Origin of the sequence: Jiangella gansuensis DSM 44835 (assembly GCF_000515395.1) — a bacterium.
In the GTDB taxonomy this organism is placed as follows: Bacteria; Actinomycetota; Actinomycetes; order Jiangellales; family Jiangellaceae; genus Jiangella; species Jiangella gansuensis.
This window is the reverse complement of the sequence record NZ_KI911782.1, coordinates 1,803,899-1,829,604: the sequence shown is the minus strand read 5'-3', so window position 1 is coordinate 1,829,604 and position 25,706 is coordinate 1,803,899. Positions and strand designations below refer to the sequence as shown.

Genomic DNA, 25,706 nt, shown 5'->3' with positions numbered 1-25,706 from the left:
CCACACCGTGGAGTCGATCGACGACGTCCTCGCCACCGGCCGACGAGGTCTGCGCACCCGGCCGGGCACGTTCCTGCTCGGCCCCACGGGCGCCCGGCTCTGGGCCGACTACCTGGAGCCTCGGCCGGGCTTCGTCGGCGCCATCGACCTGGTGCACAAGCTGAACATCCCCATGCTCTTCACCGTCACCGGGGTGGAGCTGCCGGCTCCCTGGGAGGCGGACTGGCGGCCCAGCCACCTGTCGGTCCGGGCGTCGTCGGCCAGCGGCGTGGAGTTCACCGAGGACAAGTTCGTCACCTGGTCCGACTGCGCGGTATCGCGGCAGGTCTGGGTCAACGACGGCCCGGAGCCGGTGACGCTCCGGCTGACCGTCGACTCGTCGTGGATCGGCGCCGACGGGTCCGGCTCGCGGTTCGTCGAACGGCACGGCTTCACGGTGATGGCGGCGGTGCGAGCATCGGAGCCGTTGCTGTGGACCGGATTGGTGGTCCCGCCGGGCCGGCGGATCGAGTTCGTCGTGGCGGCGGCGCTCGGGCTGGCCGAGACCGACGCTCCGGCGGACCTGGAGCAGCGGCTGGACGCGATCGCCGGGGGCGATGGCCGGCCCAGCGCGGGCGGCGCAGACGGTGCGGACAGCACGGGCAGCGCTGCCGTCGCCGTCGGTGGCGTCGTCGAGCGGCAGGTGCGCGAGTATCAGGAGTGGTTCGACCACGCTCCGACGTTCACCAGCAGCGACCCAGTCCTCGACCGGGTGTGGGCGTACCGGTGGTTCCTGCTCCGGCACAACCTCGCGGTGCCGCGCTTCGGTGGGCTCAACGGGCCGCTGTTCTACGAGGGCCGTGCCCACAAGATGACCAAACAGCCGTGGGAGCCGATCGGCTGGGAGTTCAGCAAGCTGATCCCGCTGTCCAGCCCGATGCATCTGCTCGATATTCGCTGGCACCCCGATTCGTCGCTCGGCACCGGGCTATGGCGGACGCTCCGCGCGGCCCAGGATCCCGATGGGCTGTACCGCAGCCGCACGGTCGGTGCGCAGTTCCATGCTTACGCGAACTTCCTCGGCTGGGCGAGCTACCAGTTCGCGCTGGTCCACCGCGACCTCCCGGACGCGGCACCGATGCTGGAGTCACTGGCCTCGCAGCTCCGTGGCGAGCGCAGGCTGCTGGCCACGGGCGGCGACGAACTGCCCATCGAGTCCGAACACATCCTCACCGGCAAGGAGTACCAGCCCAGTTACTGGGCCTTCCACCCGTATCCGGACGACCCCCGCGACCGGTCCGGCTACACCCCGCTGAAGAGGGTCGACCGGGCCGTCTACCACTACCGCAACGCCCGCGGCGTGGCCGGGCTGGCGCGGCTGCTGGGGCAGGGTGGCTCCGACGAGTTCGACGCTCTCGCCGACGCCGTCGCCGGCGAGGTGCTGGCGAAACAGTGGGATGACGACACCGGGTTCTTCTACGACCTGCACCACCGGACCGACCAGAAGGCCATGGTCCGAAACGTCGTCGGCTTCTACCCGTACTGGGCGGGCCTGGTGGACGAGTCACATCTGCCGGGGTTGGAGGCCGCGCTCGCGCTCTTCGACACCGGCGCGCCGCTACCGTCCGTGGCGCCGGACTGCCCCGTGTACAGCCCCACGGGCTCCTGGCGCGGTGTCTACGTCAAAGGCCGCAACGGCTGCTCCTGGAACGGACCCACCTGGCCGTACACCAACAGCGTCGTCATCGACGGCGTCGCCGAGACGAGCCGGCGCTTCGGGCACCGCTACGACGCCGAGTTCGGCCGGCTGCTGCGTTCCTACGCGCTGCTTCACTTCCGCCACCGCGACGGCCGCACCCCGTACCTCGTCGAGCACTACGACAGCTCCACCGGCGAACCGATCAGCGATGAAGTCGACTACCTGCACTCCTACGTCATCGACCTCATCGTCCGGCACGTCGCCGGGCTCGAGATCGACGAGGCTGGCGGCCTCATCGTCGACCCGCTGGACATCGGGCTGACGGAGTTCGCTCTGAGCGGTGTGCGGGTGGGCGGGCGACGCGTCGACGTGACGTTCTCCCAGCCGGACGGATTGCGGGTGACGGTGGACGGCGCGCAGGTCGCGGCCGCACCAGGCCTTGGCCCCCTGCGGGTAACCCTCGACCAGCCGGTCACGTAGGCGCGTCCGGCAGGGGTGCTGGGCAGCGAGCCGGCGTCCGCCCCTTGACGTGAGAGGCCCCGGCGCGGAACCACAACAGAACGCGCCGAGGCCCAGCCGGGATCATCGGTGTTAGCGCACCTTCTCCGACCGATACCAGATTACCCCGTTGACGGCGCGACTGTCCCGATGTCAAGCTAAAAGGCTAACTACATCGGGATCCGCCCGACGTAGTCCGGAGACGGGCTACCAGGCGGACTGTTAGCGCGGTTCCCTCGGTGGCCTCAGAACTTGGGAGGAGCCCGAGTGAACCACAACGACAGGCGAGGAACGCTACGCAGGCTACGAGAGCTGCGTGAGCACACCGAGATCATCGGCCAGATCCTGCGGGATCTTTGGCCGTCGGCGGTGGTGATCTCCTCGATTCTGGGTGTTGCCCTGCATCAGCTCGGCTGAGGTCGAGCCGCAGGGAGCGAACGGGGTCGGCTTCGGTCGGCCCCGTCGTGCGTCCACCTACGGCAGGACGGCCGCCCGCACACAGAGCACGTCGGGCAGGTGCCGGATCACTTCGGTCCAGCTCTCCCCTTCGTCGGCGCTGGCGTACACCGACCCGTCGCGGGTGCCGACATACACGCCGACGGCACCGTCGACGTCGTCGGCGGTCATCGCGTCGCGCAGCACGACACCGTAGAAGTCGTCGGGCAGGCCGTCGACCGAACGGGCCCAGGTGTCGCCGGCGTCATCGGTGCGCCAGATCTGCAACTGCCCCCGCGGCGGTATCCGTTCAGCGTCGGCCACCAGCGGTGCCACCCACGCGGTGCCGGCGCGGTGCGGATGCGCCACGACGGGGAACCCGAAGTCGGCGGGCAGCCCGTCGGCGATCGAATCCCACGTGGAGCCACCGTCGGCGGAGCGGTAGACGCCGCCGTGGTTCTGTGCGTAGAGCCGGTTCGGATCCGTTGGGTCCCTGGACACCTTGTGCACGCACTGGCCGTACTCGGGCGAGTCGCCGGGCAGGAAGTCGGCGCGGATACCGGTGTTCGACGGGTTCCAGCTGGCCCCGGCGTCATCGGTGACGTAGACGCCGCCGGTGGACATGGCCACCAGAACCCGCTGGTCGTCCCTCGGATGCGGCAGCACCGTGTGGATGGCCTGACCGCCGAAGCCCGGCTCCCACGTGGGCCGATGCGGATGGTTCCACAACGATTCCACCAACGAGAACGTCTCACCGTTGTCGTCTGAACGCCACAGCGCCGACGGCTGCGACCCAGCCCACACGACACCCGGGCGGTCGGTGGTGTCGGGCCGCAACTGCCAGACCGCCTCGACCGACGCGTCGGCGCCCGGTGGGAACCGGATGCCGCTGCCGTCGTGCGCCTCGGTCCAGCCGGCGCCGAGGTCGTCGGACCAGGACACCCCCGGCCCCCAGTGCGAGCTGCTGGCCCCGACCAGCAGCCGGGTGCGACCGCCCCGGGTGTCGATGGCGCAGGCGGCCACCGAGTTCATGAAGAAGTGCGGGCCGTCGACCGACCACGTCCGCCGGTCTGCACTGCGCAGCAGCCACAGACCCTTCTTGGTACCGACGGCGAGTAGGACGTCGTTCATGGCGGGCAGCCTCCCGTGGTGCGCAGCCTCGATGCTGTCAGGAGGTCACGCTACGCCTCACCACCGACAGGATCGCCGACGACGACGTTCGCCAGCGGCTCGCCGGCCGCGAGCCGGGTCAATTGCGACTGGACGAGCCGTTTGGCCCGCGGGTGGAACGCCGACGACAGCCCGCCCACGTGCGGCGAGATCAGTGCGCCCGGCAACGTCCACAGCGGATGTCCCGGCGGAAGCGGCTCCGGGTCGGTGACGTCCATGGCGGCGCGCAGCCGGCCCGCGCGCACCTCCTCGACCAGCGCGTCCGTCCGAACGATCGGCCCGCGCGCCACGTTCACCAGCAGCGCACCGTCGCGCATCGCGGCCAGGAACCGCGCGTCGACCATGCCGCGGGTCTCGTCGGTCAGCGGGCAGATCAGGATCACGACGTCGGCCCGGCCGAGCAGGCCCGGCAACGACTCGAACCCGGCGACGCCCTCCCGCGCGGTGCGCGCGACCGCCAGCACGTCGCACTCGAACGGCCGCAGCCGCGCCTCGATGGCCCGCCCGATCGCACCGTAGCCGACCACCAGCACCGTCTTGTCGGCCAGCGACTCATACCACGCCTGCAACCACTCGCCCGACGGTGCCGCACGCACGAACTCCGGGATGCCACGCAGCGACGCCAACGTGAGTGTCACGGCCAGCTCGGCGGTGCTCGCGTCGTGCACGCCCCGCGCGTTGCACAAGGTCAGGCCGTCGCGCAGGTGCGGCAGGACGTGCTCGTAGCCGGCGGTCAGCGTCTGGACGGCGCGCAGCTTCGGCATCCGCTCGATCAGGTTGGTGGCCGGCGGCGCGAAGCCGTACGGGATGACGTAGAACTCGACCCGGTCCAGGACGTCCTGCGCCGGGATGCCGGTGGTGTCGGCGCTGGTCAGGAGTTCGGGCCCGGACGTGGTTGTCGACTCGCCGACCCACGTGTGTACGTCGAGGCCGGGGGGCAGCGCGAGCGACTGCGCCGGGTACGGGATGAGTACGTCCACCATGCTCTCGAACCTACCGTTCGTGCCGTGTCACGATGGAGCGATGTCCGCCCGACGAGCACTCGTCACGGTCTCCGCCGTCGCCGTCCTGGCCGCCTGCGGCGGGACCGACGAGGGCGAATCCGGCGGGCCGGAGGGGTCGGAGTCGCCGTCCCCGTCGACGTCGTCGCCGTCTCCGTCGCTGGACACCGGTAGCCCGCCGCCGCCGTCGTCGCCGGTCCCCGACCCGGGCCCGGTCAGCCCGACCGCCGTCGAAGAGATCGTCACGGGCCTGGACGCGCCGTGGAGCATCGCGTTCCTGCCCGACGGCAGCGCGCTGGTGACACAACGCGACGAAGGCACCATCGTGCTGGTCGACGACACCGGTTCGGTCACCCCGGTGGGGCCCGTCCCCGGCGTCGACGGCGAAGGCGAGGGCGGCCTGCTGGGTATCGCGTTCGACCCGGCGTCGCCGACCACGCTGTACGTGTACGCGACCATGGGTTCGCAGAACGTCGTGCAACGCACCACCTACGCCGACGGCGCGCTCGGGCCGTTCGAGGTCGTGCTCGACGGCATCCCCGCCGGCACCAGGCACGACGGCGGCCGGCTCGCCTTCGGACCCGACGGCATGCTCTACGTCGCCACCGGAGAGAGCGGCAACCCCGACGACGCCCAGGACCTCGAGAGCCTCGGCGGCAAGGTCCTGCGCATCACCCCAGCCGGTGAGGTGCCGCCCGACAACCCCTTCCCCGGCTCCCCGGTCTGGTCATACGGCCACCGAAACATCGAAGGCCTCACCTTCGACGACGACGGCCAACTGTGGGCGTCCGAGTTCGGCGACCGCGCCGCCGACGAACTCAACCGCATCGAGCCCGGCGCGAACTACGGCTGGCCGTTCGTGGAGGGGATCGCGGACGGCGACGAGTACGTCGACCCCGTCGTCGAATGGCGCCCCACCTCCGAGGCGTCGCCGAGCGGGCTGGCCTACGTCCGCGACACCTTCTTCGTCGCCGCACTGCGTGGCGAGCGGCTGTGGCAGGTGCCGTACGTCGATGGCACGGCCGGCACTCCGGTGGCGTTCGTGGAGGACTACGGGCGGCTGCGGGACGTCGTCGTCGCCCCCGACGGGACCCTGTGGGTGCTGACCAACAACACCGACGGGCGCGGCGAACCGCAGGCCGGTGACGACAGGATCCTCCGGCTGACACTGTCGCCGTAGCCGGGGCGGCGGTCGGGGTCTGGGCCGGCGGTCGCGGCCTGGGCGGGCGCGCTTCGGGCGTCCGGGGTCAGGGTGGACCCTGGTCGCGGAATCAGGGGGCGTTCGTCATCGAGTCGGAACCGCGGGACGGGCGTCCGGACCTAACGTAGGCGGCATGGTCAACGACGCAGGGGCGAGACCGATCCGGCGAGCTGTCGAACGTGCGGTCGGCCGGCCGGTGCGACGCGGCCTGTCGGTGGCTGCTGTCGTCGCCGTCGGGTTCGCGGGCCTGACCGCCCTGTACTGGGTCACCCACTCCAGCGAAACCGTCACCTTGTCCGAATCCATCACCCGGGTCGAGGTGACGGTGGCGTCGGGGCGGGTCCAGATCGTCGGGTCGCAGAACGGCGAGACGAGCCTGGGCTTCTCGGCGCGGTCGGGGTGGATGCGCGACGGCGGCATCGAGGACGCTGTGAGCGGGTCGACGTTGACGGTGACCGGCGGCTGCGACTCCGGCGTGTTCCTGGGCCTGTGGTGCCAGTCCGACGTGACGATCACCGTGCCGGCCGACGCCGTCGTCGTGGCGGAGGTGTCGGCGGGAACCCTGTCGGTGTCGGGGTTGCACGCGGAGGCAGTACTGGAATCCAGCGCGGGCGACGTGCAGGTGACCGACCATCACGGACCGATCACCGCCCACTCGGCGGCCGGCTCAGTCGACCTGAACGGCGTGGACGGGTCCGTGGTCAAGGCCACGTCGAGCGCCGGACCGGTGTACGTCTCCGCGACCAGCGCGCCGACGTCGCTCGACGCCGAGTCCAGCGCCGGCGACGTCACCGTGGAGGTCCCCGACGACGTCCGCTACGACGTGGAGACCGACTCCAGCATCGGCGACGCCCGAGTGGAGGTGCCGACCGTGTCCGGAGCCCGGCACGAGATCAGGGCGTTCTCCAGCGCCGGAAGTGTCCTGGTGACCGGCATCCGGCAGTGAGGGTGGGGTGGCTCGGCGTGGCTCGGCGTGGCTCCCATGATCATCCAGACTTCACCCGGCCCTGACCGGGTCAACTCTGGATGATCATGGGGCGACGGCGCCGTCAGCCGACTTCGATCACCTGACGCTCACCGATGCGCACATGGGCCGTCGACGTGAGCGAACCGGCGTCCAGCGCGCCGGAGACGCCGGTCGAGGCGCTCCACTGCGCTGTCCACGTGGTGGTGGCGCTGACCTCGTAGGCGGTACCCGGCTGGCCGCGGCTGGTGCGTTCGTACCGGTGGCCGCAGCTCGGTGAGTCGCGGACCCCGTAGCTGGTCCGGTACGGCTCACCCGGGGTGGTGCAGGTGATCTCGGCGCCGTCGCCCATGCTCCAGCGGACGTGCTCGACCCTCGCCGTGACGGTCACGGTGACGCCACCGACGGTGGCGGACTCCTCCAACGGCCCCCAGGTGGTCGGCCCGGCATCGGCCACCCACATCCACACCGGCGCGCCGACCAGGCCCATGCTGTCCGAGTCGGCGTCGAGCGGAGCCGGCGCCATCCCGATCTCGACCGGCCGGCGTTCCATGCCGTCGAGGATCGACTGCGCGACCGCCTCCGGGTCGACCACCGGTTGGTCGGTGCCAGGCGCGTCGGCCAGCCACATCAACCCATACGCACCCCATGCGTATGTGCCGGCGCCCCAGACGGCAGCAAGCTTGCGCCACTCAAATATCCAACCTTGATTGGCAGGTCCCGTCCAGTGGCCCAGATGACTGAGGTCACCCTCGGGTGGCCGGTAGCGCTCGTTCTCGGTCGGGCGAAGCGGACGAAGGAAACTGTCTTGTGCAGCACTATATTGGTACTCACCAATACTGCACGGGATATTGGAAAGGGTCGGATGGTTCTGGCTACACCCGCTATCGATGTCACTGTCAGGAACCTCATTCTCTTGACAGAAACCACCGTTCCAAGAGGTCCCGGGCGGGCAGGAGATCTCCGCCCCCGACGCTGTTGCCTCCATAAGTAGCAGCACGGGCAGCCAAAACAGCCCTAGAGTCACGCGCGCTCTTAACATGGTTCATCTATTGAGACTGTGATCTTCTGCAGGTACCAGCCGGGCGCCTCTATTCCGAAGTCCGGCTCAGCAACGGGCGAATAGACCCAGACCATGTCCCAGGTTTGGTGCAGAGCCGGCGCCACAGGAATTTCCGCCGCCTCTCCGTCGTATGAGACGTACGTTAACGCGCTCATGTCAAGACAGGCCCATGATTCTGCGTCGTGCACTCCTGAATCTGAGACATCCATGCGTAAGCTCGTCACGTCATGCCTAGCGACGTCCGCGTATCCGATCTGCTCGATCGCTGACGCCTTCCAGTAGGCAATCCAATTGGCCAGATCCGCACTGGCACTTCTCTCGACAGGCCATTGCTCGACCAGCGCTACGTTCCAACCTTCGAAGGTGTCGTAATCGCTTGCGTTCGCCTTGAACTCGTCCCATGAGGCGATGAGGTCTTCGAAGGTTGCGAGGATCTCGGCTTCTGCCTGTTCCTCCGGCGTGACCGTGGGCGGGGCGGTCAGCGCGGGCTCCGTCGATACCGGGACCGAGGACGTCTCGTCGTCGGCGGGTTCGTCGGTGCCGCCGCACCCGGCAGCCATCATCACCACCACAGCCATCGCCGAGGCGAGGACCGACCGTACTCGTCGCGTCATTCCGTGCGTCTCCCAGCGGCTGTCGTCCGTGCAGAACCGAGCCGATGATCTTATGACGCGGCTGCCGGACGGCGCATCGGACTCGGCGAAACGTTCCTGTCACCCTCTGTAGGTGGCAACAGATCACCAATCGTGACGGCCACGAGTTTGCGCGATGGGCCGGCCGCCGCGGCGGTCGTCATCAGGGGAAGTCGCGGACGACACTGGGCGTTCTCCCGCACCACCAGGGATGTTGGCGTGGTGCAGCGGGAGAACGCCTAGTGATGTGCCGGATCGTTGATGATCATGGCTGCCGGACGTCCACGTCCGCCTCCACTACCCCATGACCTCCACGTCTAGCGTCGTCGGAGCTCGCACCCGAGGGTATTCGCCTGGGCGGTATCCGACGCCGCGAGCTTCACGACGCGCACCGCGACGCGCGATGCATGGCCAAGCCGCTGCGGAAGGTCACTGCTCCCGTGCCGCGCACGCACCGAGCTCCCGAACCGCGTCACCGCGACACGATCTGGGTGCCCAACGCCGTGCGGGCCGTCTCGATGTCGTCGACGCAGAGCACGGCCATGAACTGCGTGTCGGCGACGTGAATGGGCAGGAACACGTCGACGTTCACGCCGGCGTCGGCGAGCCGGCGGAAGAGTTGGGCGCCGGCACCGGGGGTGTTCTTCAGCCGCACGGTGAGCGCTGGTCGTTCGGTGGCGGCAAGGTCGGCGTCCTGGAGGGCGGACCGGGCGGCGGCTTCGTCGTCGGCGATGAACGCGACGGTGCCGGTGTCGCCGTGGGTGACGCCGCAAATGACCAGGTTGATGCCGCGCTCAGCCATCAGCTCGCACAGGGCGGCCAGCCGGCCGGGACTGTTGTCGAACTCCACGGTGAAGGCGCTCACGGCGCTCACCTCCCACAATGCGTGTGATCCACCGTACCCGCGCCGCCGCGGTTCCGCCGCGGCCCAGCGCCTCTCCGGCACCATTCCACGCCAGCTCAGGCAAGTTCTTACAAGACAGCCTGCCCACGGCCGGTGAAGATTCGACCTGACACCTCAGGGAAGGACATCGATCACATGCCATGTGCGGTTCTCGGCACCGGGATGGTCGGCCGGGCCATCGCTGGGCGGCTCGGCGAGCTGGGTCATGACGTCGTCGTCGGGACCAGGGACCCGGATGCCACCAAGGTGCGGACCGACCCGGACGCCAGCGGCGCGCCGTTCTCGGTCTGGCTCGATTCGCACTCGAACCTTCGGCTGGGCACCTTCGCCGACGCGGCGGAGGCGGCGGACGAGTTCGTGGTGCTCGCCGGCAACGGCGCGACCGCGCTCGACGTCCTGGCCTCGGCCGGTGCGGAGAATCTGTCCGGCAAGACGATCGTCGACATCTCCAACCCGCTCGACTTCTCCGCCGGCGCGGCGCCGACGCTCTTCGTCAAGGACGACGACTCGCTTGCCGAGCGGATCCAGCGGGCCCATCCGACGGCGCATGTGGTCAAGACGTTGAACACGATGAACGCGTCGTTGATGGCGAACCCCGCTCAGCTGGCCGGCGGCGACCACTCCGTGTTCGTGTCCGGCGACGACGCCGACGCGAAGGCCCGCGTCACGGAACTGCTGCGTAGCTTCGGGCACACCGACGTGATCGATCTCGGTGACATCGCGACGGCGCGGGGCGCGGAAATGTATGTGGCGTTCTGGCTGCGGCTGTGGGGTGCGGTGGGCAGCCCCAGGTTCAACATCAAAGTGGTTCGCTGACGTCGACGGCCCGCTTGGGGGCGTCGTCGCCGGACCACGCCGCCCGGTACTGCGACGGTGTCTGCCCGTAGGCGCGTGCGAACGTCCGGCCGAAGTGCGGCTGGTCGTGGAAGCCGGTGACCAGCGCGACGTCCACCAGCGGGTGGCCGCGACGGATGAGCTCGCGTGCCAGGTCGAGCCGCAACTGCAGGTGCAGCGCATGCGGCGCGGCGCCGAAGCGGGCGGTGCAGGCACGTACCATCCGGTACTTGCTCATGCCGACCAGGTCCGCGAGTTCGTCGAGTGACACGTTGCGGGACCGGTTCTGCTCCAGGTGCAGCCTCAGCTTGTCGACGGCGGCATCGGCCGGTCCCGCATCTCCTGACCCCATGAGGTCGTCGCTGGAGTGCGGTACCAACGCCGCCACCAGCTCGACCAGCGCCTGACGCCGTTCGCCGGCCGGCACCGGCTGCGTCATCAGGTCGAAGACCGCCGCGAACAGCCCGGCGAGCCCGGCATCGTCGACGACCGGCGGATCGAACCGTAGCCCCGAACCACCCGCGGCCTCCGCCACGACGGCCGGCGGGACGCAGATGATGCGCCACCGTCCGGGCGGCGACTCGGTAGGCCGGCCGGAGTGTGCCTCGTCGGCGTGCAACGCGACGAGCGCGCCCGCGGGGACGAGGTGGGTCGCGTCGCGCCGGGTGATCTCGTACGGCTGGTCGGTCACCATGACCTTCAGCTCGCGGTGAACGTTGCCTCGGTAGCTCTGCGCTGGTCCGTCCAGGAGGACGACGTCGGAGAGGCCGGCCGGGCTCCACGGCGCAGATGCGGTCATCCGGGGCCGATCTCGCGCAGGCGGGGCAGTAGCTCGGCGGCTCGGGACGCGTCGGCCTCGGCGGTGCCGGGGTGCGTGACGAGGACGATGTCGTCGACGCCGGCGCGGGCGTACTCCTCGACCTGGGACAGCAGGTCGTCGGCCGCGGCGGGCAGCCGCAGTTGGACGGTGCGGCGGATGGTGGCGGGGTCGCGGCCGACGTCGGCGCAGTGCTGGTCGAGGACGCCGGAGAGGTCGGCGAACTCGGCCGCCGAGACGCCGGTGGCGTTCCAGGCGTCGGCGTACTGCGCCGCGATCCGGAGGGTCCGCTTGCGGCCGCTGCCGCCGATCCAGACGGGCGGGTGCGGGCGCTGGACGGGTTTCGGCTCGGCGACGGCGTCGTGCAGCTGATAGTGCCGGCCCTCGAAGGTGGTGCGCGGCTGCGTCCACAGCGACCTGATCAGCTGGCACGCTTCCTCCAGCCGGTCCAGCCGCTCCCCCACGGTGCCGAACTGCAGGCCGAGCATGGTGTGCTCGTTCTCGGCCCAGGCGGCGCCGAGCCCGAACTCCAGCCGTCCGCCGGACAGATGGTCGACTGTGGTGGCGATCTTGGCGAGGACGCCGGGGTGGCGGTACGTGTTACCGGTGACCATGCACCCGATCCGCACCCTGGTGGTCGACTCGGCCATCGCGGCCAGCATGGTCCAGGCGTCGAAGATGTCGCCGGCCGCGTCGTCGCCGATGGTGGCGAAATGGTCCATGTTCCAGCAGTGGTCGAACCCGGCGTCGTCGGCGACCCGCCAGACGGCGCGGAACTCGTCGAGGGGTGCTAGCTGGCTCAGCTTCAGTCCGTAGCGCACGACGCCAAGTCAAGCACGCCGGCGCGCTGTCAGCTGGCCGAGGCGAGCAACGACGGTTCGCCCAGGAACCGCCTGAGCTCCCGTGCCGCCGCCCGGCCGGCCCGGTTGGCGCCGACGGTGCTGGCGGACGGGCCGTAGCCGACGAGGTGGACGCGGGGGTCGGCGACGACCCGGGTGCCGTCCATCCGGATCCCGCCACCCGGTTCACGCAGCCCGAGCGGTGCCAGGTGTCCCAGTGCCGGCCGGAACCCGGTCGCCCAGATGATGTCGTCGGCCGCGATCACCGTGCCGTCGGCGAACACGACGCCGTCCGGCCGGATCACTGTGAACATGGGCCGCCGGTTCAGCACACCCTTGGCCAGCGCCTCGCGGACCACCGTCGTGTAGGCGAGGCCGGTGACGCTGACAACGCTGCGCGGTGGCAGGCCGGCCCGGACGCGGGCGTCGACCTCGGCGATCACGGAGCGGCCGACGTCCTCGGTGAACTCGCCGTCGCGGAACTCCGGCGGCCGGCGGGTCACCCAGGTGACCTCGGCCGCGACGTCGCCGAGTTCGGAGAGGATGTGCGTGGCCGAGTTGCCGCCGCCGACGACGACGACCCGCCGGCCCGTGAACGGCGACGGTCCCCGGTACGATGCGGAGTGCAACTGCCGGCCGGCGAAACTCGACGCGCCCGGATACGACGGCCAGTACGGACGGGTCCAGGTACCGGTCGCGTTCACGACGGCCCGCGCCAGCCAGGTGCCGGCCGGCGTCGACACGTCCAGCCGCTCCCCCGCCGACCGGACAGCCAGCACCGGGACCGGTCGCAGGACCGGCAGCTCGAAGCGCCGCTCGTACTCCGCGTAGTGCTGCCCGACGACGTCCGAGGCTGGCGCAGACGGCGACGACGGCGACATGGTCGCGCCGGGCAGGTCGAACACGCCGTGCACCTTGGCCATCGTGAGGGTCGGCGGCCGCTCGGTCCACGCGCCGCCCGGCCGGGACGCACCGTCGAGCACGACGAAGTCCACGCCCAGCCGCCGCAGGTGGTAGGCCGTGGAGAGCCCCGCCTGCCCGGCCCCGATCACAACGACATCCACGTCCACGTCATGGCCAACAACGACGGAAGCTCGCGCCATCCATCCCACCAGCGTTGATCTTGGAGCAACGGCGCAATCGTAGGGCGAAATGTCCGATAGATTCCGCCAGAAGTCCAAGATCAACGCGGATCACGACACGGCGTCGACCACCGACATCACGTTGAACCACGCGCACGCCCCGATGACCAGGGCGAACGTGAACAGCCACAGGCCGCCGGGCAGCACCGTCCGCTGTGCCATGAGGTATGCGTCGGACATCTCGACGCCGCGGCCGCTGGTGTGCGCCCGCACCACCGCCCACAGCCCCCGCACGGCTCCCACCGTCAGCAGCCACGCGAACGCGAACACCACCACCGTGCACAGCCAGGCCGACCCGTACCACCCGACCAGGCCGAACGCCACCCCCGTCGTCAGCACCACGGCGACGGTGAGCCAGCTGCGCGACAGCAGGAACACCAGCGCCAGGCACGCGACCAGTACCGCCAACGCCAGGCGGGACCAGCCGTGGGTGGCGGCCCAGACCAGCGCCCAGCCGACCACCGCGGGCGCCGGGTAGCCCCACCACATGGTCCACAGGGTGCCGGGGACGCTGTGCGACCAGAAGTTCGTGGCACCGGACAGGTCGCCACGCACCGTCACCCCGCGCAGCCGGAAGCCGGCGGTCATCGCGGCGACGACGTGGCCCAGCTCGTGCACGATGGTGACCGGGTAGCCGGCGAACCGCCAGGTCGGGCCGTAGACCGCGACCGCCACCCCGGCGAGTGCGAAGCCGAGCACCGTCGCCGACGGCAAGGTGGCGACGGTCTCGTCGACCCGGACCTCGGCGAACCAGTCGCGGACGCCGTCGACGGAGCCGGTCACTATGCGTTCTCCCGCCTCAGGAGGCAAGCATTCCTGGTGGAGCGGGAGCACCCATGCCGAACGTGATCATTTCCCACGGGTCAGGAGGAGAGCCGCTCCAGGATGAGCTCGCGGGCACGTTTGGCGTCGGCCTGGCCGCGGGTGGTCTTCATGACCGCACCGATCAGCGCACCGACGGCGCCGAGGTTGCCGCCGCGGATCTTCTCCGCGACGTCCGGCTGCGCGGCGATGGCGTCGTCGACGGCGGCACCGAGCGCGGCGTCGTCGTTGACCAGCACGAGGCCGCGCGCCTCGACGACGGCGTCCGGCCCGCCCTCGCCGGCCAGGACGCCCTCGACCACCTGGCGGGCCAGCTTGTCGTTCAGCGAGCCCTCTGCCACCAGCGCCTCGACCCGGGCGACGTCGGCCGGCGCGATGCCGGCTTCCTCGATCGCGACGCCGCGTTCGTTGGCCACCCGGGCGATCTCACCGAGCCACCACTTCTTGGCGCCGCCCGCGGACGCGCCCGCCTCGACGGTGGCCGCGACCAGCACGAGCGCGCCCGCGTTGACGACGTCGCGCATCTCCAGGTCGGTGAAGCCCCACTCGGCCTGCAGCCGTGCCCGGCGGGCGGCCGGCGGCTCCGGCAGGGTCTCGCGCAGTTGCTCGACCCACTCCCGGGACGGCGCCACCGGCACCAGATCGGGCTCGGGGAAGTACCGGTAGTCCTCGGCTTCCTCCTTGACCCGGCCCGAGGTGGTCTCGCCGGTGTCCTCGTGCCAGTGCCGGGTTTCCTGAATGATGACGCCGCCGTCACCCAGCACCGATGCCTGGCGGCGGATCTCGTAGGTGACCGCCCGCTCGACCGACCGCAGCGAGTTGACGTTCTTCGTCTCGGTGCGGGTGCCGTACGGGTCGCCCGGCCGGCGCAGCGACACGTTGGCGTCGCAGCGCAGCTGGCCCAGCTCCATGCGGGCCTCGGAGACACCGAGCGCCTTGATCAGTTCACGCAACTCGGTGACGTACGCGCGGGCGACGGCGGGTGCGACCGCCGGCGGGACCTCGATCGGCTTGGTGACGATCTCGATCAGCGGGATGCCGGAGCGGTTGTAGTCGAGCAGCGAGTGGCTGGCACCGTGGATGCGCCCGGTGACGCCGCCGACGTGCAGCGACTTGCCGGTGTCCTCCTCCATGTGCGCGCGCTCGATGCCGATGCGATGCGTCTCGCCCTCGGCCGTGACGTCCAGCCAGCCGTCGAACGCGATCGGCTCGTCGTACTGGGAGACCTGGTAGTTCTTCGGCATGTCCGGGTAGAAGTAGTTCTTCCGGGCGAACCGGCACCATTCGGCGATGCTGCAGTTCAGCGCCAGCCCGATGCGGATGGCGGACTCGACGGCCACCCGGTTCACCACGGGCAGCGAGCCGGGCAGGCCGAGACAGACGGGGCACACCTGCGAGTTCGGCTCGGCGCCGAACTGCGTCGAGCAGCCGCAGAACATCTTGGTGGCGGTGCCCAGCTCGACGTGGACCTCCATGCCCATGACGGGCTCGAACGTGGCGATGGCCTCGTCGAAGGTCGGGAGGGCGGTGGCGACGGTCATCTAGTGGTCCTCGAGGTCGATCGCGCGGGAGTTCTTGCCCTGTTCCTCGCGCAGCTCACGCACCACGATCGCGATGGTGACGGCGACGGAGAGGACGCTGAGAACGGCGTCGATCATGCGCAGCTTGTCGTTCTCGCGGCGTGCCTTGGTGAGGCTGCGCATGGCACCGGCTGCCCCGAGCGCGCTGCCACCGAACTTGGCCAGGTACTTGACGTTCACGATTTGTAGCCCCTCTCCACCGTTGCGCTCTGCGGCCGTCGCCCCTCCAACGCGGGCGCCTTCTCCAGCAACGTTCCCCCCCACTGCGCGGCGTATGCCTGCTCGACCGCCGCGCCGACCCGGTAGAGCCGGTCGTCGGCCAGCACCGGTGCCATGACGTGCAGGCCGACCGGCAGGCCGTCCTCGTCGGCCAGGCCGCACGGGAACGACGCCGACGCGTTGCCGGCGAGGTTGCTGGGGATGGTGCACAGGTCGTTCTTGTACATGGCGAGGGGGTCGTCGACGCGCTCGCCGATCGGGAACGCCGTGGTGGGCGTCGTCGGCGACACCAGCACGTCGACCTGCGCGAACGCGGCGTCGAAGTCGCGGGCGACGAGGGTGCGCACCTTCTGTGCCTGGCCGTAGTAGGCGTCGTAGTAGCCCGACGACAGCGCGTACGTGCCGAGCATGATGCGCCGCTTGGCCTCGGCCCCGAACCCGGCGCCGCGGGTCAGGTTCATGACCTCCTCGGCGCTGCGGGCGCCGTCGTCGCCGACTCGCAGCCCGAACCGCATGGCGTCGAAGCGGGCCAGGTTGGAGGACACCTCACTGGGCAGGATCAGGTAGTAGGCGGGCAGCGCGTAGGCGAAGTGCGGGCAGGACACCTCGACGACCTCGGCGCCCAGCTTGGACAGCAGCTCGACTGCCTCGTTGAAGCGGTTCTCGACACCGGCCTGGTAGCCCTCGCCGCCGAGTTCCTTGACCACGCCGACCCGCAGGCCGGTGAGGTCGCCCTCGGCGCCCCGGCGGGCGGCGGCGACGACGTCGGGCACCGGCTGGTCGATGCTGGTGGAGTCGAGCGGGTCGTGGCCGGCGATGACACTGTGCAGCAGGGCGGCGTCGAGCACCGTCCGCGCACACGGTCCGGCCTGGTCGAGGCTGGACGCGCAGGCGATGAGGCCGTACCGGCTGACCCCGCCGTAGGTGGGCTTGACGCCGACCGTGCCGGTGACGGCGGCCGGCTGGCGGATGGAGCCGCCGGTGTCGGTGCCGATGGCCAGCGGTGCCTCGAACGCGGCCAGCGCGGCCGCCGACCCGCCGCCGGAGCCGCCCGGGATGCGGGTGAGGTCCCACGGGTTGCGGGTGGGCCCGTACGCGGAGTTCTCGGTCGACGAGCCCATGGCGAACTCGTCGAGGTTGGTCTTGCCGAGGATGACGATGCCGGCCTCGCGCAGCCGCCGGGTGACGGTGGCGTCGTACGGCGGGCGCCACCCGTCGAGGATCTTCGAGCCGGCCGTGGTGGGCATGTCGGCGGTGGTGATGACGTCCTTCAGCGCCAGCGGCACGCCGGCCAGCGGGCCGAGATCGTCGCCGGCGGCGCGCTTCTGGTCGACGACGGCGGCCGCGGCGAGCGCGCTGTCGGCGTCGACGTGCAGGAACGCGTGGACGCCGGACTCGGCCGTGCCGTCGACCTCGGCGATGCGGTCCAGGTGCTCGCGGGTGACCTCGACGGCGCTGACCTCGCCGGACCTGATGTCCGCGGCAAGCTCGGCGGCGGTCCTGCGGGTGAGGGTCATGCTTCCTCCCCCAGGATCTGCGGCACCCGGAACCGGCCGTCTTCCGCGGCCGGGGCGCCGGCCAGTGCGGCGTCGGCGGACAGGCACGGGCGCGGCTCGTCCTCGCGGAACACGTTGGTCAGCGGGAGAGCGTGCGACGTGGGCGGGATGTCGTCGGCCGCGACCTCGGTCACCTGTGCCACCGCGCCGAGGATCTGGTCGAGCTGGCCGGCCAGATGGTCGAGCTCGTCGGGAGCGAGATCGAGGCGAGCCAGCCGCGCCAGGTGCGCGGCTTCCTCGCGGCTGATCGAGGGCATGATGGGCGGTACTCCTCCGTGGTCGGAGCTGTGCGGCGGCCGCGCGACGCGACCCTGCGCGCCGACGTGCCGGCCACGCCGGACGACCCCGCGATCCTACGCCAGGCTATGCCCCGGCCGGCCGCCCCGTCCGCCGACTTCCGCGGCCGCCGCGTCCATGGTGGGGATATCCCCACCATGAACTGTCCGGTCGGCCCTGCTGTGCGGCGCGCCTCGGCTGACCAGGCTGTGGAACGTGCGCACCTCCGCGAAGTCGACCGGCCCGGCGGCCACCCTGCCCGGCGCGGATCCGGCCGCCCCGGCGCGGGACGCCTTCGCCGAGGTGCTCGCCGTCTCGGCCGTCGCCGTCCTGGTCGCCCTGCACTGGCTGCGGGCGTTGTCGGTGGACGGCGCCGCCCCCGTCGCGGCCGACGCGACGACGATCACGCTCACCGCGCCGCTCGCGTTCGCCGCAGCCGGAGCACATGCCGCGGCCGGCAGCCCCGCCGCCGGAGCATCCGGCGGGTGGCACGACGGCAGCGGGCGGCGGCGCCTCCTCGGGCAGGCCCGCCGGCTCATCGTCGTCGCGGTGCCGTTCGCCGCGGTCGCCCTGCCCGTCGTCGACGGTGCCGGCCGGCTGCTGTGGGCCCCGGCGGCGCTGCTGCTCACCGCCGCCATGGCGCCGGCACTGCGTCAGCTGCACCGCCGCTGGCGCGGCCTCGAGATCGTGGGGCTGGCGGCGGTGGCCGTCGCCGTCGACGTCGTCCGGTTCGGCACCGTCGCCAGGTTCGGCGAGACCGCCGGCCAACTCGGCGAGACGGCTGGCCGGTTCGCCGACACGTTGGGCGGCATCGGTGTCCTCGCTGGGTGGGTCGTCGCCCATCAGGCCGGGATGCTGGCCGGTTCCGGCGGGCTGGACCGGCTGCGCACGCGTGCCGCGCTGGGTCTGGCCGTGGCCGGCGGGGCCGCCGTCGCGGTGACCCTGGCCGTGGGTGCGCTCGCCGCGAGCGACCGCGCGGTCAGCCCGGTCCCGTCGGCGGGACTGCTGCTGGCGGCGACCGCCGGCCTGGTGGGTCTGGCGCTCGCCGCCCGGCCGCTGATCCGGCGGTGGGCCGCGCCGTTCACCGTCCGGCGTGGACTGACCTGGCTGTCGCGCCGGCTGCCGGCCGTCTATCTGTGGCACTTGCCGGCGGCCGTCGCCGTCGCCGGCGTGTCGACCCGACTGGGCTACCGGCCACCGCCGCCGTTCAGCGCCGCCTGGTACGACGACGCACCGTGGCGGCTGCTGGCCGCCGGGGTCGTGCTCGCCGCGCTGGTGCACGTCACCGGCCGGATCGAACGGCTCGCGGTGGGGACAACCCCACTCCCAAGTCACCAGGTGACCGGCTCGTCTACGCTCACTGCAACAGGAAAGGTGGAGGCATGAACACGCCATCTACGGACCGGCCCCGAGCCGGCTGGCGACAGGTCCCCCGCGACCTCGGCTACCTCCTGCCGGGCCTCCCCATCGCCATCGCCTCCTTCACCGTCATGGTCACCGGGTTCGCGCTCGGCGCGGGCCTGTTCGTGCTGGCGTTCCTGGGCCTCATCGTGTGGATCACGATGTTCGCCGCCGCACGCGGCTTCGCCATCGCCGAGCGGGCCAGGGTCGCCGCCATGGAGGGACGCCCGGTCGGCCCCGCCCACCACCGCTCGCCGACGGGCAGCGGCCTCGGGCGGCTCTTCGGCTACCTGCGCGACCCACTGGCCTGGCGCGAGTGGGGCTTCGGCATCCTCATCCTGCCGATCCGGTGCTTCACCTGGTCCATGACCATCGCCTGGGCCGCTGCCGCGCTCGGCGGAACCACCTACGTGCTGTGGGAATGGTCGCTTCCGCGCAACGACGCCGACAACGAAACCCTGGCCGAGTTGATCGGTATGGGCGACGGCCGGCTCGCCGACGTCGCGCTGACCACCACCATCGGCCTCGTCTTCCTGTCCACCCTGCCGTACGTGCTGCGTGCGCTGGCCGTGACGGAGTCGTCGCTGGTGTGGGGCATGCTCACCAACGAGACGGCCGCCCTGCGGGCCCGCACGGACGAGTTGAGCCGCAGCCGCGAGGCCGTCGTGCAGGCCGAGGCGGACACGTTGCGCCGGGTCGAGCGCGACATCCACGACGGCCCGCAACAACGCCTGGTGCGCCTCACCATGGACCTCGAGTCGGCCCAGCGGCGCTTCGACGAGGATCCCGACACGGCTCGCCCCCTGCTCGAAGGCGCTGTCATGCAGACCAAGGAGGCGCTCGCCGAGCTGCGGGCGGTGTCCCGCGGCATCGCGCCGCCCATCCTCACCGACCGCGGCCTGGCCGCCGCCCTGGCCGCGGCCACCGCCCGCTGCCCCGTCCCCACCACCCTCGACGTGGCCGTCGACCGGCTGCCCACCGCCCTGGAGAACGCGGCCTACTTCGTCGTCACCGAGGCACTGACCAACGTCGCCAAACACAGCGACGCCGCACGGTGCCACGTCTCGGTGCTCCGGGTCGGCAACAGCGTGCACGTCCAGGTCACCGACGACGGCCGCGGCGGCGCCCACCTCGGCAAGGGCCACGGCCTGGCCGGACTGGCCGACCGGCTGGCCGGTGTGGACGGCCGGCTCGACATCGCCAGCCCACCCGGTGGCGGCACCACCATCAGCGCCGACCTGCCCATCCCGGCGACGAGCACGACGTGACCGTCGACCACGAGCCCGCCACCGACCCGGGCCGCCCGTCGGCCTCCTGGCGGCAGATCGGCCGCGACCTCGGCTACCTGTTGCCCGGGCTGCCGATCGCCATCGCCGCCTTCGTCGTCATGATCGTCGGGCTGGCGCTCGGTGTCGGACTGGCCGTCCTCGCCTTCGTCGGCGTCGCGATCCTGGCCGGGACGCTGCTGCTGGCCCGCCGGTTCAGCGCGCTCGAGCGCACCCGGGTCGGCTGGATGGAGAAGCGCGAGGTCGGGCCGGTCCATTACGCCTCGGCCGAGCAGAGCGGCCGGGTGCTGAAGCACCTGCGTGACCGGCAGTCGTGGCGCGACCTGGGCTTCTGCGTGCTGATCCTGCCGGTGCGGGTGTTCACCTGGTCGGTCACCGTGACGTGGCTGGCGTTCTCCATCGGCATCTCCCTGCTGATCGCGCTGGCCTGGCTGGTGGCCGGCGGCGGCGGTTTCCGGGGCCTGCCGCTGGTGCTGGCGCACATCCTGCGTGGGGTGGCCGCGCTGGAGTCGTCGCTGGTGTGGGGGCTGCTGACGAACGAGACGGCGGCGCTGCGGGCGCGGGCGGAGGAGCTGAGCCGCAGCCGTGAGTCGGTGGTGCAGGCCGAGGCGGACACGCTGCGCCGGGTCGAGCGCGACATCCACGACGGCCCGCAACAACGCCTGGTGCGCCTCACCATGGACCTCGAGTCGGCCCAGCGACGCTTCGACGAGGACCCGCAGACCGCGAAGCCGCTGCTCGAGGGTGCCGTCCTGCAGACGAAGGAGGCCCTGGCGGAGCTGCGGGCGGTGTCCCGCGGCATCGCGCCGCCCATCCTCACCGACCGCGGCCTGGCCGCCGCCCTGGCCGCGGCGAGTGCCCGCTGCCCCGTCCCCACCACCCTGGACGTGGCCGTCGACCGGCTGCCCACGCCGATCGAGAACGCGGCCTACTTCGTCGTCACCGAGGCACTGACCAACGTCGCCAAGCACAGCGACGCCACCCAGTGCGCGGTCTCCGTCGTGCGGGTCGGTGACAGCGTGCACGTCCAGGTCACCGACGACGGCCGCGGCGGCGCCCACCTCGGCAAGGGCCACGGCCTGGCCGGACTGGCCGACCGGCTGGCCGGTGTGGACGGCCGGCTCGACATCGCCAGCCCACCCGGCGACGGGACCACGGTGAGCGCGGAGTTGCCCCTCGCGGCTTCGTGAGCCGGCGGACGGCCGGCCGATGACTGCGGATTCCTGGTCACCACGGGCTGCCCCATCCAGCAACCGCCGCGGTGTCGCAGTTCAGCAGCATGGTGTCAACCGGCTTTGCAGCTCAGAACACACGTCACACGTCGCGGCTCGGCACCGCGGAGCGGCCGTACGGACCCCCGCCGATCTCGGGACCGAGGCCGGGAGCGGCCCCGGGGACCACCGCGGTACCCGAGCTTCCCGCCGTGGCGAGACGCCGCACCGCCCGGCGTGCCAGCCAGGCCGCGCCCATCAGCGTCGCCGTCACGACAGGCGCCAGCAGCACCACCGCCCGGAACAGCAGCACGGCCGGCAGCGCCTCGCCGACGCCGGACCCCGCCAGCATCAGCGCTCCCACCAGGGCGGCCTCCGTCGACCCGATGCCGGCCGGAGTGGGCATGGCCGCGGCCATCGCGGTCCCGGCCAGGTAGGCGGCCATCCCGACGCCGAGGCTCACCGGCACACCGAGGCCGGACGCCGCCGTCGCGAACCCGGCCGCCAGGCACAGCGTCGCCGCCAGTTGAGCGGCCACCGCCGTCAGCGCGAGCACCGGCCGGGCCCGGACCGCCGCGAGCAAGTCACGCCCGGCAGTCCGTGCCTGGTCGATCCGGCCGCCGGGCGCCACGCTCCACCGCCGCGACCGCAGGGCGCCGCGGGCGAACCGGCGCGCTGCCCGGCGGCGAGCCCACCGGCTCGCGCGGACGGCGACGATCACCCGCGGCGCGAGGAGCCGGACCGCGATGGCGAGCGCGGCCGCAGCAACGCAGACCGTGAGCACGCCGTACCAACCCTCGCGCAGCCAGGCCGCGCCCAGAAGCAGTCCGCTGCCGTGTGCCAGCCCACCGGCGCCCGCCCACAGCGCGACCACCCCGGCCGCCACCGTCGTGGAGGCGCCGCCGCGGTGCAGGGCGGCGACGAAGACGCCCGCCGCGCCAACTCCTGCCGGCACCACGCGGTTGGCCACCGTGCCGCCGATGTGCGCCGAAGCGGTGGCGGTCCAGTCGAGGTGGCCGGCGGCGATGACCCGCTTGCCGGTGATGGACGACATGGTCGCCAGCACCCAGCACGCCGCCACCAGAACCGGGATGAGCGGATTGCGCTCCATGGCGGCCGCCAGATTCGGCAGCGCGACCGGGACGACCAGGACTCCGACCAGCGTCAGGACGGCGAGGGCGGCCAGCAGAGCAACGACCCGGCGAGCGCGTCTGGCAGGTGCGCTGCGCCGGGCCGCCGCATGATCTGTCGGGTCCGCCACGCCCCCATGGTGACCGATGGAGGTGTCCACTGTCTTGTCGGCAGCCGTACAAATGGCGGCTATCCATCCGCAGCTGCCTGCGTCAGTCCAGGTCAACGCCCTCGGGCCGCGAACCAGTGGCGACGGCCGGTTCAGCCGAACGGCGTCAGGAATTCCGCCGGTTCCAGGGCCCGGCCGCTGATTCGCACGTCGCCGAGGAAACCGTAGAAGCCCTGCCCGAACCCGAGGTCCCAGCCGGTGGCGCCGAGGGTGAACGGCCGTCCGAGCGTCGCGATGCCGTGCGCCGGCTGGCTGGGGTTCCGGGAGATCGGCGACCCCTCGACCCACATGACCGTGCGTTCGCCGTCGTTGACCACCGCGACGTGGAACCAGCGGCCCACCGGCAGCGCGTGGCTCCACGACGTCGGCGACGCGTCCTGCACGTGCGGGTAGAGGACGTACTGCAGGAACCGCTCCCCCGAGACGTTGATGCTGCAGGTCGGCTCCAGCGGCGAGTAACCGGCGGTCTTCCCGGCGTCGCCGGCACGGCCCTGCCAGCTGAGGATGCCCATGAAGGCGTGGTTGCCGACGAACGGCTCGGGCAGTTTCACGAACAGCTCGATCGTGTAGCCGCCGAGGAACTTCTCCGCGTTGACGGGGGCGTCGGCGACGGCCTCCAGGATGGCGCCGCGGTTGGGCGACTGTCCGCCGTCGAACCGGAGGCTGGCGTGTGCCGGCGCCCCGGCGTGGTGGTCCAGCGACCGGGTGAGCACGTCGGCGGCGCTGTCGTGCAGCCGCCGGACCACCAGGTCGTTGCCGTTGCGGGTGAGGTCCTTGGCGACGGACCCGTCGGTGACGACGGCGCCCTCGCTCACCCGGCCGCGCAGGCCCAGCGTGTCGAACCGCCAGTAGGCGACGGTGTCTCGCCCGATCACCCGTGTCGGCGGCCGCGACGGCGGCGCCGGCTCCGGCGCGAAGCCGGCGAACCGGACGGCCGGGTCCAGCGGGAGGCTGAACCGGTCGGTGTCGCCGGTCAGCTCGATCACCTCGGCGCCCAGCGGCGGGCGCTCCCCTGCCTCGCGGGTCAGGAACCACGGCGCGAACGTCTCGACGTCGACGGTCCGGCGCACCAGGTCGAACTGGTAGAGCCGGATCATCCCGGCACCGCCGTAGTAGCGGTCCTGGTAGTTGGTGATGTGCACGTGGACGTCGTGCCCGGCGTCGTTCGTCAGCACCGTGCGGCCAGGAGGCCAGTAGTGCCCGCCGAGAGCGAGGAAGACCTGGTCGTTGCCGCGGATGAGCCCGTCCCACAGCCGCCTGCCGTGACCGGACAGTTCGGCCACGCCGTCGCCGCCGGCGGCCGCGAGGTCGTGGGTGGTGACCACGGCAGGCAGCGCCGGGTGGTCGTCGAGCACTCCTTGCGCCCAGGCCAGGCCGGCGTCGGACACCCGCCAGTCCAGCGCCAGCACCAGCCACTCGCGGGCACCGGCCCGGATCACGTGGAAGCTGTTGTAGCCGTCCGGCGACGCACCGCCGAACGTGTCGGAGCCACCGAACCGGGACGGACCGAACTCCCGCAGGTACGGGGTGTCGCCGCGCTGGTCGTCGGTGGACCCTGGGACGTCGTGGTTGCCGGCCAGCACGCTGTACGGCATCACTCCGTCCAGTACTTCGAACGTCCGGCCGGCCAGGCGGATCTCGTCCTCGGTGCCGTGCTCGGTGACGTCGCCGAGGTGGGTCATGAACGCCACGTTGGCCACGCCGCGCTGCTCGGCGAGATAGCGGAAGGTCGCCGCCAGCGGTTCGGGGTCGGAGCGGTCCTCGTCGAAGAGGTACTGGGTGTCGGGGACGACGGCGATGGCGAAGCGCGGGCTCTCCGGGTCGAAGGTCCCGGGCCGCGGAGGGATCACCGGCGCGGCGTGCGCGGTACCTGTGGTCGTGCCGGTCGACGCCGCGACGATACCGGGCACGGCGATCGCCGCGGGCGCCGCCAGCGCACCTTGAAGGAGACGACGTCGGGCGACACCACGCCCGTCGGCACGACGAACACGCACCCCCGGCGCGGCCGTTTCCGGCACAGGACCCTCTCCCGGGGACGACGACGGGCGGGACTCGGACATGCGGACCTCCGGTGACAGTGCTGGGCAGGACATATCGGATCAATCGGAGGTGGCCGACGGACGGCGAACACGTGACGGGGCGCGATCGACCCGGCGAACTCGCGAGCACGCTCACGCACCCAGAGTCCGGCTACTCGCGCCTACCCGCATGACAATGTGCGCGACCTTCGATCACGCCTGACGAATGCCGTATAAAGGCGCAGATCGCCCGTACAGTGTGAGAGTGCCGCTTCAGCATGCTGTTCTCGCCCTACTGGCCGAGGGGCCGAGCTACGGGTACGAGCTCAAGGCCAACTTCGAGAAGGCCGTCGGGCCGCAGTGGGGCGGCCTGAACATCGGGCACGTCTACCAGATCCTCGACCGGCTGCACCGCGACAACATGGTCAGCTCTCACACGGTGCCGCAGGAGTCCCGCCCGGACCGGACCGTGTACCTCATCACCTCCGCCGGACGCAGCGACCTGGACCAGTGGCTGGCCAAGCCGACCGCGCGCGCGTCGGGCTACCGAGACGACTTCCTGCTGAAGGTGCTCGCCGCCGCCCACCGCGGGCCAGAAGCCATCCGCGCGGTCTGCCGCGTCGAGCACGAGGCCCGGCAGACCGACCTGCAACTGTTGCGGGCCAGCCGCCGCGGCCAGCAGTCGGGAACGCTGGCGACTCTCACGGTCGAGGCGGCCATCCTGCACACCCAGGCCGACCTGAAGCTGGTCGAGTCCGTCGAGGCCAGGGCCGGCGAGTTCGGCACCACGACGGCCACCGGCGACGCCGCCCAGCCCGCCTCCTGAGACGGCCACGTCGGTGCGGGCCGGGCGACCTGG

General features: G+C 71.5%; 24 protein-coding genes. 9 read left to right on the top strand and 15 right to left on the bottom strand.

The features are described 5' to 3' along the window. Positions 1-7: 7 nt before the first annotated feature. Positions 8-2,158 (top strand): MGH1-like glycoside hydrolase domain-containing protein, encoded by a 2,151-nt coding sequence (locus JIAGA_RS28560; RefSeq protein WP_051425890.1) that lies wholly within the window; start codon positions 8-10, stop codon positions 2,156-2,158. A 285-nt stretch (positions 2,159-2,443) separates the two neighbouring features. Further along, the gene (locus JIAGA_RS34440) at positions 2,444-2,593 is read left to right on the top strand and encodes a hypothetical protein (RefSeq protein ID WP_157552921.1); all 150 of its coding nucleotides are present in this window, start codon (positions 2,444-2,446) and stop codon (positions 2,591-2,593) included. 57 nt (positions 2,594-2,650) lie between these two features. Here the strand turns inward: JIAGA_RS34440 and JIAGA_RS0108895 are convergent, their stop codons facing one another. Together JIAGA_RS0108895 and JIAGA_RS0108890 are read right to left on the bottom strand one after the other, a co-directional pair. Beyond that, positions 2,651-3,742: a WD40/YVTN/BNR-like repeat-containing protein gene (locus tag JIAGA_RS0108895; RefSeq protein WP_211239580.1), complete on the bottom strand. Its 1,092-nt coding sequence runs from the start codon at positions 3,740-3,742 to the stop codon at positions 2,651-2,653. A gap of 50 nt (positions 3,743-3,792) precedes the next feature. Further along, on the bottom strand, positions 3,793-4,764 hold the full coding sequence (locus JIAGA_RS0108890; RefSeq protein ID WP_026875385.1) for a 2-hydroxyacid dehydrogenase: 972 nt from the start codon (positions 4,762-4,764) through the stop codon (positions 3,793-3,795). A gap of 40 nt (positions 4,765-4,804) precedes the next feature. On the opposite strand from JIAGA_RS0108890, the gene JIAGA_RS0108885 reads away from it, so the two are divergent. Beyond that, complete coding sequence (locus JIAGA_RS0108885) at positions 4,805-5,962, top strand: PQQ-dependent sugar dehydrogenase (RefSeq protein WP_026875384.1); 1,158 nt, start codon at positions 4,805-4,807, stop codon at positions 5,960-5,962. A gap of 154 nt (positions 5,963-6,116) precedes the next feature. Next, positions 6,117-6,929, top strand: a complete 813-nt coding sequence (locus tag JIAGA_RS0108880; RefSeq protein WP_026875383.1) for a DUF4097 family beta strand repeat-containing protein — start codon at positions 6,117-6,119, stop codon at positions 6,927-6,929. A gap of 103 nt (positions 6,930-7,032) precedes the next feature. Here the strand turns inward: JIAGA_RS0108880 and JIAGA_RS0108875 are convergent, their stop codons facing one another. From JIAGA_RS0108875 to JIAGA_RS0108865, 3 genes are all read right to left on the bottom strand, one after another. Next, the gene (locus tag JIAGA_RS0108875; RefSeq protein WP_051425888.1) at positions 7,033-7,578 is read right to left on the bottom strand and encodes a hypothetical protein; all 546 of its coding nucleotides are present in this window, start codon (positions 7,576-7,578) and stop codon (positions 7,033-7,035) included. A gap of 404 nt (positions 7,579-7,982) precedes the next feature. Then, positions 7,983-8,624, bottom strand: coding sequence for a hypothetical protein (locus JIAGA_RS0108870; protein WP_157552918.1), 642 nt, complete (start codon positions 8,622-8,624; stop codon positions 7,983-7,985). 490 nt (positions 8,625-9,114) lie between these two features. Then, positions 9,115-9,507, bottom strand: a complete 393-nt coding sequence (locus JIAGA_RS0108865) for a hypothetical protein (protein WP_157552915.1) — start codon at positions 9,505-9,507, stop codon at positions 9,115-9,117. Positions 9,508-9,681: 174 nt separating this feature from the next. On the opposite strand from JIAGA_RS0108865, the gene JIAGA_RS0108860 reads away from it, so the two are divergent. Beyond that, on the top strand, positions 9,682-10,362 hold the full coding sequence (locus JIAGA_RS0108860; protein WP_026875379.1) for an NADPH-dependent F420 reductase: 681 nt from the start codon (positions 9,682-9,684) through the stop codon (positions 10,360-10,362). Here the strand turns inward: JIAGA_RS0108860 and JIAGA_RS0108855 are convergent. From JIAGA_RS0108855 to gatC, 8 genes are all read right to left on the bottom strand, one after another. Beyond that, positions 10,346-11,179, bottom strand: a complete 834-nt coding sequence (locus tag JIAGA_RS0108855; protein WP_026875378.1) for a helix-turn-helix transcriptional regulator — start codon at positions 11,177-11,179, stop codon at positions 10,346-10,348. The genes JIAGA_RS0108860 and JIAGA_RS0108855 overlap by 17 nt on opposite strands. Beyond that, on the bottom strand, positions 11,176-12,018 hold the full coding sequence (locus tag JIAGA_RS0108850) for an LLM class F420-dependent oxidoreductase (protein ID WP_051425887.1): 843 nt from the start codon (positions 12,016-12,018) through the stop codon (positions 11,176-11,178). The genes JIAGA_RS0108855 and JIAGA_RS0108850 overlap by 4 nt, the downstream gene beginning before the upstream one ends. Positions 12,019-12,047: 29 nt before the next feature. After that, on the bottom strand, positions 12,048-13,139 hold the full coding sequence (locus JIAGA_RS0108845) for an FAD-dependent oxidoreductase (RefSeq protein WP_051426625.1): 1,092 nt from the start codon (positions 13,137-13,139) through the stop codon (positions 12,048-12,050). Positions 13,140-13,229: 90 nt separating this feature from the next. Beyond that, positions 13,230-13,961 (bottom strand): M50 family metallopeptidase, encoded by a 732-nt coding sequence (locus JIAGA_RS28555; RefSeq protein ID WP_051425886.1) that lies wholly within the window; start codon positions 13,959-13,961, stop codon positions 13,230-13,232. Between the two features lie 80 nt (positions 13,962-14,041). Then, positions 14,042-15,541 carry an Asp-tRNA(Asn)/Glu-tRNA(Gln) amidotransferase subunit GatB gene (gatB, locus tag JIAGA_RS0108835; protein ID WP_026875375.1) on the bottom strand — a complete coding sequence of 500 codons (1,500 nt, stop codon included), beginning with the start codon at positions 15,539-15,541 and terminating at the stop codon, positions 14,042-14,044. Next, positions 15,542-15,760 (bottom strand): hypothetical protein, encoded by a 219-nt coding sequence (locus tag JIAGA_RS28550; protein ID WP_035812297.1) that lies wholly within the window; start codon positions 15,758-15,760, stop codon positions 15,542-15,544. Continuing rightward, a complete protein-coding gene (gene gatA, locus JIAGA_RS28545) occupies positions 15,757-17,316 on the bottom strand; it encodes an Asp-tRNA(Asn)/Glu-tRNA(Gln) amidotransferase subunit GatA (RefSeq protein ID WP_051425885.1) in 1,560 nt (519 codons plus the stop codon). Before gatA ends, JIAGA_RS28550 begins: the two co-directional genes overlap by 4 nt. Beyond that, positions 17,313-17,612 (bottom strand): Asp-tRNA(Asn)/Glu-tRNA(Gln) amidotransferase subunit GatC, encoded by a 300-nt coding sequence (gene gatC, locus JIAGA_RS0108820; protein WP_026875374.1) that lies wholly within the window; start codon positions 17,610-17,612, stop codon positions 17,313-17,315. The genes gatA and gatC overlap by 4 nt, the downstream gene beginning before the upstream one ends. Positions 17,613-17,847: 235 nt before the next feature. Here gatC and JIAGA_RS0108815 point away from each other — a divergent pair, with 235 nt between their 5' ends. From JIAGA_RS0108815 to JIAGA_RS28535, 3 genes are read left to right on the top strand one after another with little or no spacing between them, the layout of a single operon-like run. Then, positions 17,848-19,017: a hypothetical protein gene (locus JIAGA_RS0108815; RefSeq protein WP_026875373.1), complete on the top strand. Its 1,170-nt coding sequence runs from the start codon at positions 17,848-17,850 to the stop codon at positions 19,015-19,017. Then, positions 19,014-20,300 carry a sensor histidine kinase gene (locus JIAGA_RS28540; RefSeq protein WP_035812296.1) on the top strand — a complete coding sequence of 429 codons (1,287 nt, stop codon included), beginning with the start codon at positions 19,014-19,016 and terminating at the stop codon, positions 20,298-20,300. The genes JIAGA_RS0108815 and JIAGA_RS28540 overlap by 4 nt, the downstream gene beginning before the upstream one ends. Then, on the top strand, positions 20,297-21,508 hold the full coding sequence (locus JIAGA_RS28535; protein ID WP_051425884.1) for a sensor histidine kinase: 1,212 nt from the start codon (positions 20,297-20,299) through the stop codon (positions 21,506-21,508). The genes JIAGA_RS28540 and JIAGA_RS28535 overlap by 4 nt, the downstream gene beginning before the upstream one ends. Before the next feature lie 124 nt (positions 21,509-21,632). Here the strand turns inward: JIAGA_RS28535 and JIAGA_RS0108800 are convergent, their stop codons facing one another. Both JIAGA_RS0108800 and JIAGA_RS0108795 read right to left on the bottom strand, forming a co-directional pair. Beyond that, positions 21,633-22,790 (bottom strand): lysylphosphatidylglycerol synthase domain-containing protein, encoded by a 1,158-nt coding sequence (locus JIAGA_RS0108800; protein WP_169738841.1) that lies wholly within the window; start codon positions 22,788-22,790, stop codon positions 21,633-21,635. A 131-nt stretch (positions 22,791-22,921) separates the two neighbouring features. Then, complete coding sequence (locus JIAGA_RS0108795) at positions 22,922-24,739, bottom strand: LamG-like jellyroll fold domain-containing protein (RefSeq protein WP_245597137.1); 1,818 nt, start codon at positions 24,737-24,739, stop codon at positions 22,922-22,924. A 373-nt stretch (positions 24,740-25,112) separates the two neighbouring features. Here JIAGA_RS0108795 and JIAGA_RS28530 point away from each other — a divergent pair, with 373 nt between their 5' ends. Then, entirely contained in the window at positions 25,113-25,673 is a 561-nt protein-coding gene (locus JIAGA_RS28530) for a PadR family transcriptional regulator (RefSeq protein WP_169738840.1), read from the top strand. Positions 25,674-25,706: the final 33 nt, after the last annotated feature.

Bases quoted from the DNA above. Each gene is read 5' to 3' on its own strand.
- JIAGA_RS0108860 (WP_026875379.1), top strand. From the start codon at position 9,682: ATGCCATGTGCGGTTCTCGGCACCGGGATGGTCGGCCGGGCCATCGCT.
- JIAGA_RS0108880 (WP_026875383.1), top strand. From the start codon at position 6,117: ATGGTCAACGACGCAGGGGCGAGACCGATCCGGCGAGCTGTCGAACGT.
- gatB (WP_026875375.1), bottom strand. From the start codon at position 15,541: ATGACCGTCGCCACCGCCCTCCCGACCTTCGACGAGGCCATCGCCACG.
- JIAGA_RS0108870 (WP_157552918.1), bottom strand. From the start codon at position 8,624: ATGACGCGACGAGTACGGTCGGTCCTCGCCTCGGCGATGGCTGTGGTG.
- JIAGA_RS0108875 (WP_051425888.1), bottom strand. From the start codon at position 7,578: ATGTGGCTGGCCGACGCGCCTGGCACCGACCAACCGGTGGTCGACCCG.
- JIAGA_RS0108885 (WP_026875384.1), top strand. From the start codon at position 4,805: ATGTCCGCCCGACGAGCACTCGTCACGGTCTCCGCCGTCGCCGTCCTG.
- gatC (WP_026875374.1), bottom strand. From the start codon at position 17,612: ATGCCCTCGATCAGCCGCGAGGAAGCCGCGCACCTGGCGCGGCTGGCT.
- gatA (WP_051425885.1), bottom strand. From the start codon at position 17,316: ATGACCCTCACCCGCAGGACCGCCGCCGAGCTTGCCGCGGACATCAGG.
- JIAGA_RS0108895 (WP_211239580.1), bottom strand. From the start codon at position 3,742: ATGAACGACGTCCTACTCGCCGTCGGTACCAAGAAGGGTCTGTGGCTG.
- JIAGA_RS0108890 (WP_026875385.1), bottom strand. From the start codon at position 4,764: ATGGTGGACGTACTCATCCCGTACCCGGCGCAGTCGCTCGCGCTGCCC.
- JIAGA_RS28540 (WP_035812296.1), top strand. From the start codon at position 19,014: ATGAACACGCCATCTACGGACCGGCCCCGAGCCGGCTGGCGACAGGTC.
- JIAGA_RS0108845 (WP_051426625.1), bottom strand. From the start codon at position 13,139: ATGGCGCGAGCTTCCGTCGTTGTTGGCCATGACGTGGACGTGGATGTC.
- JIAGA_RS0108855 (WP_026875378.1), bottom strand. From the start codon at position 11,179: ATGACCGCATCTGCGCCGTGGAGCCCGGCCGGCCTCTCCGACGTCGTC.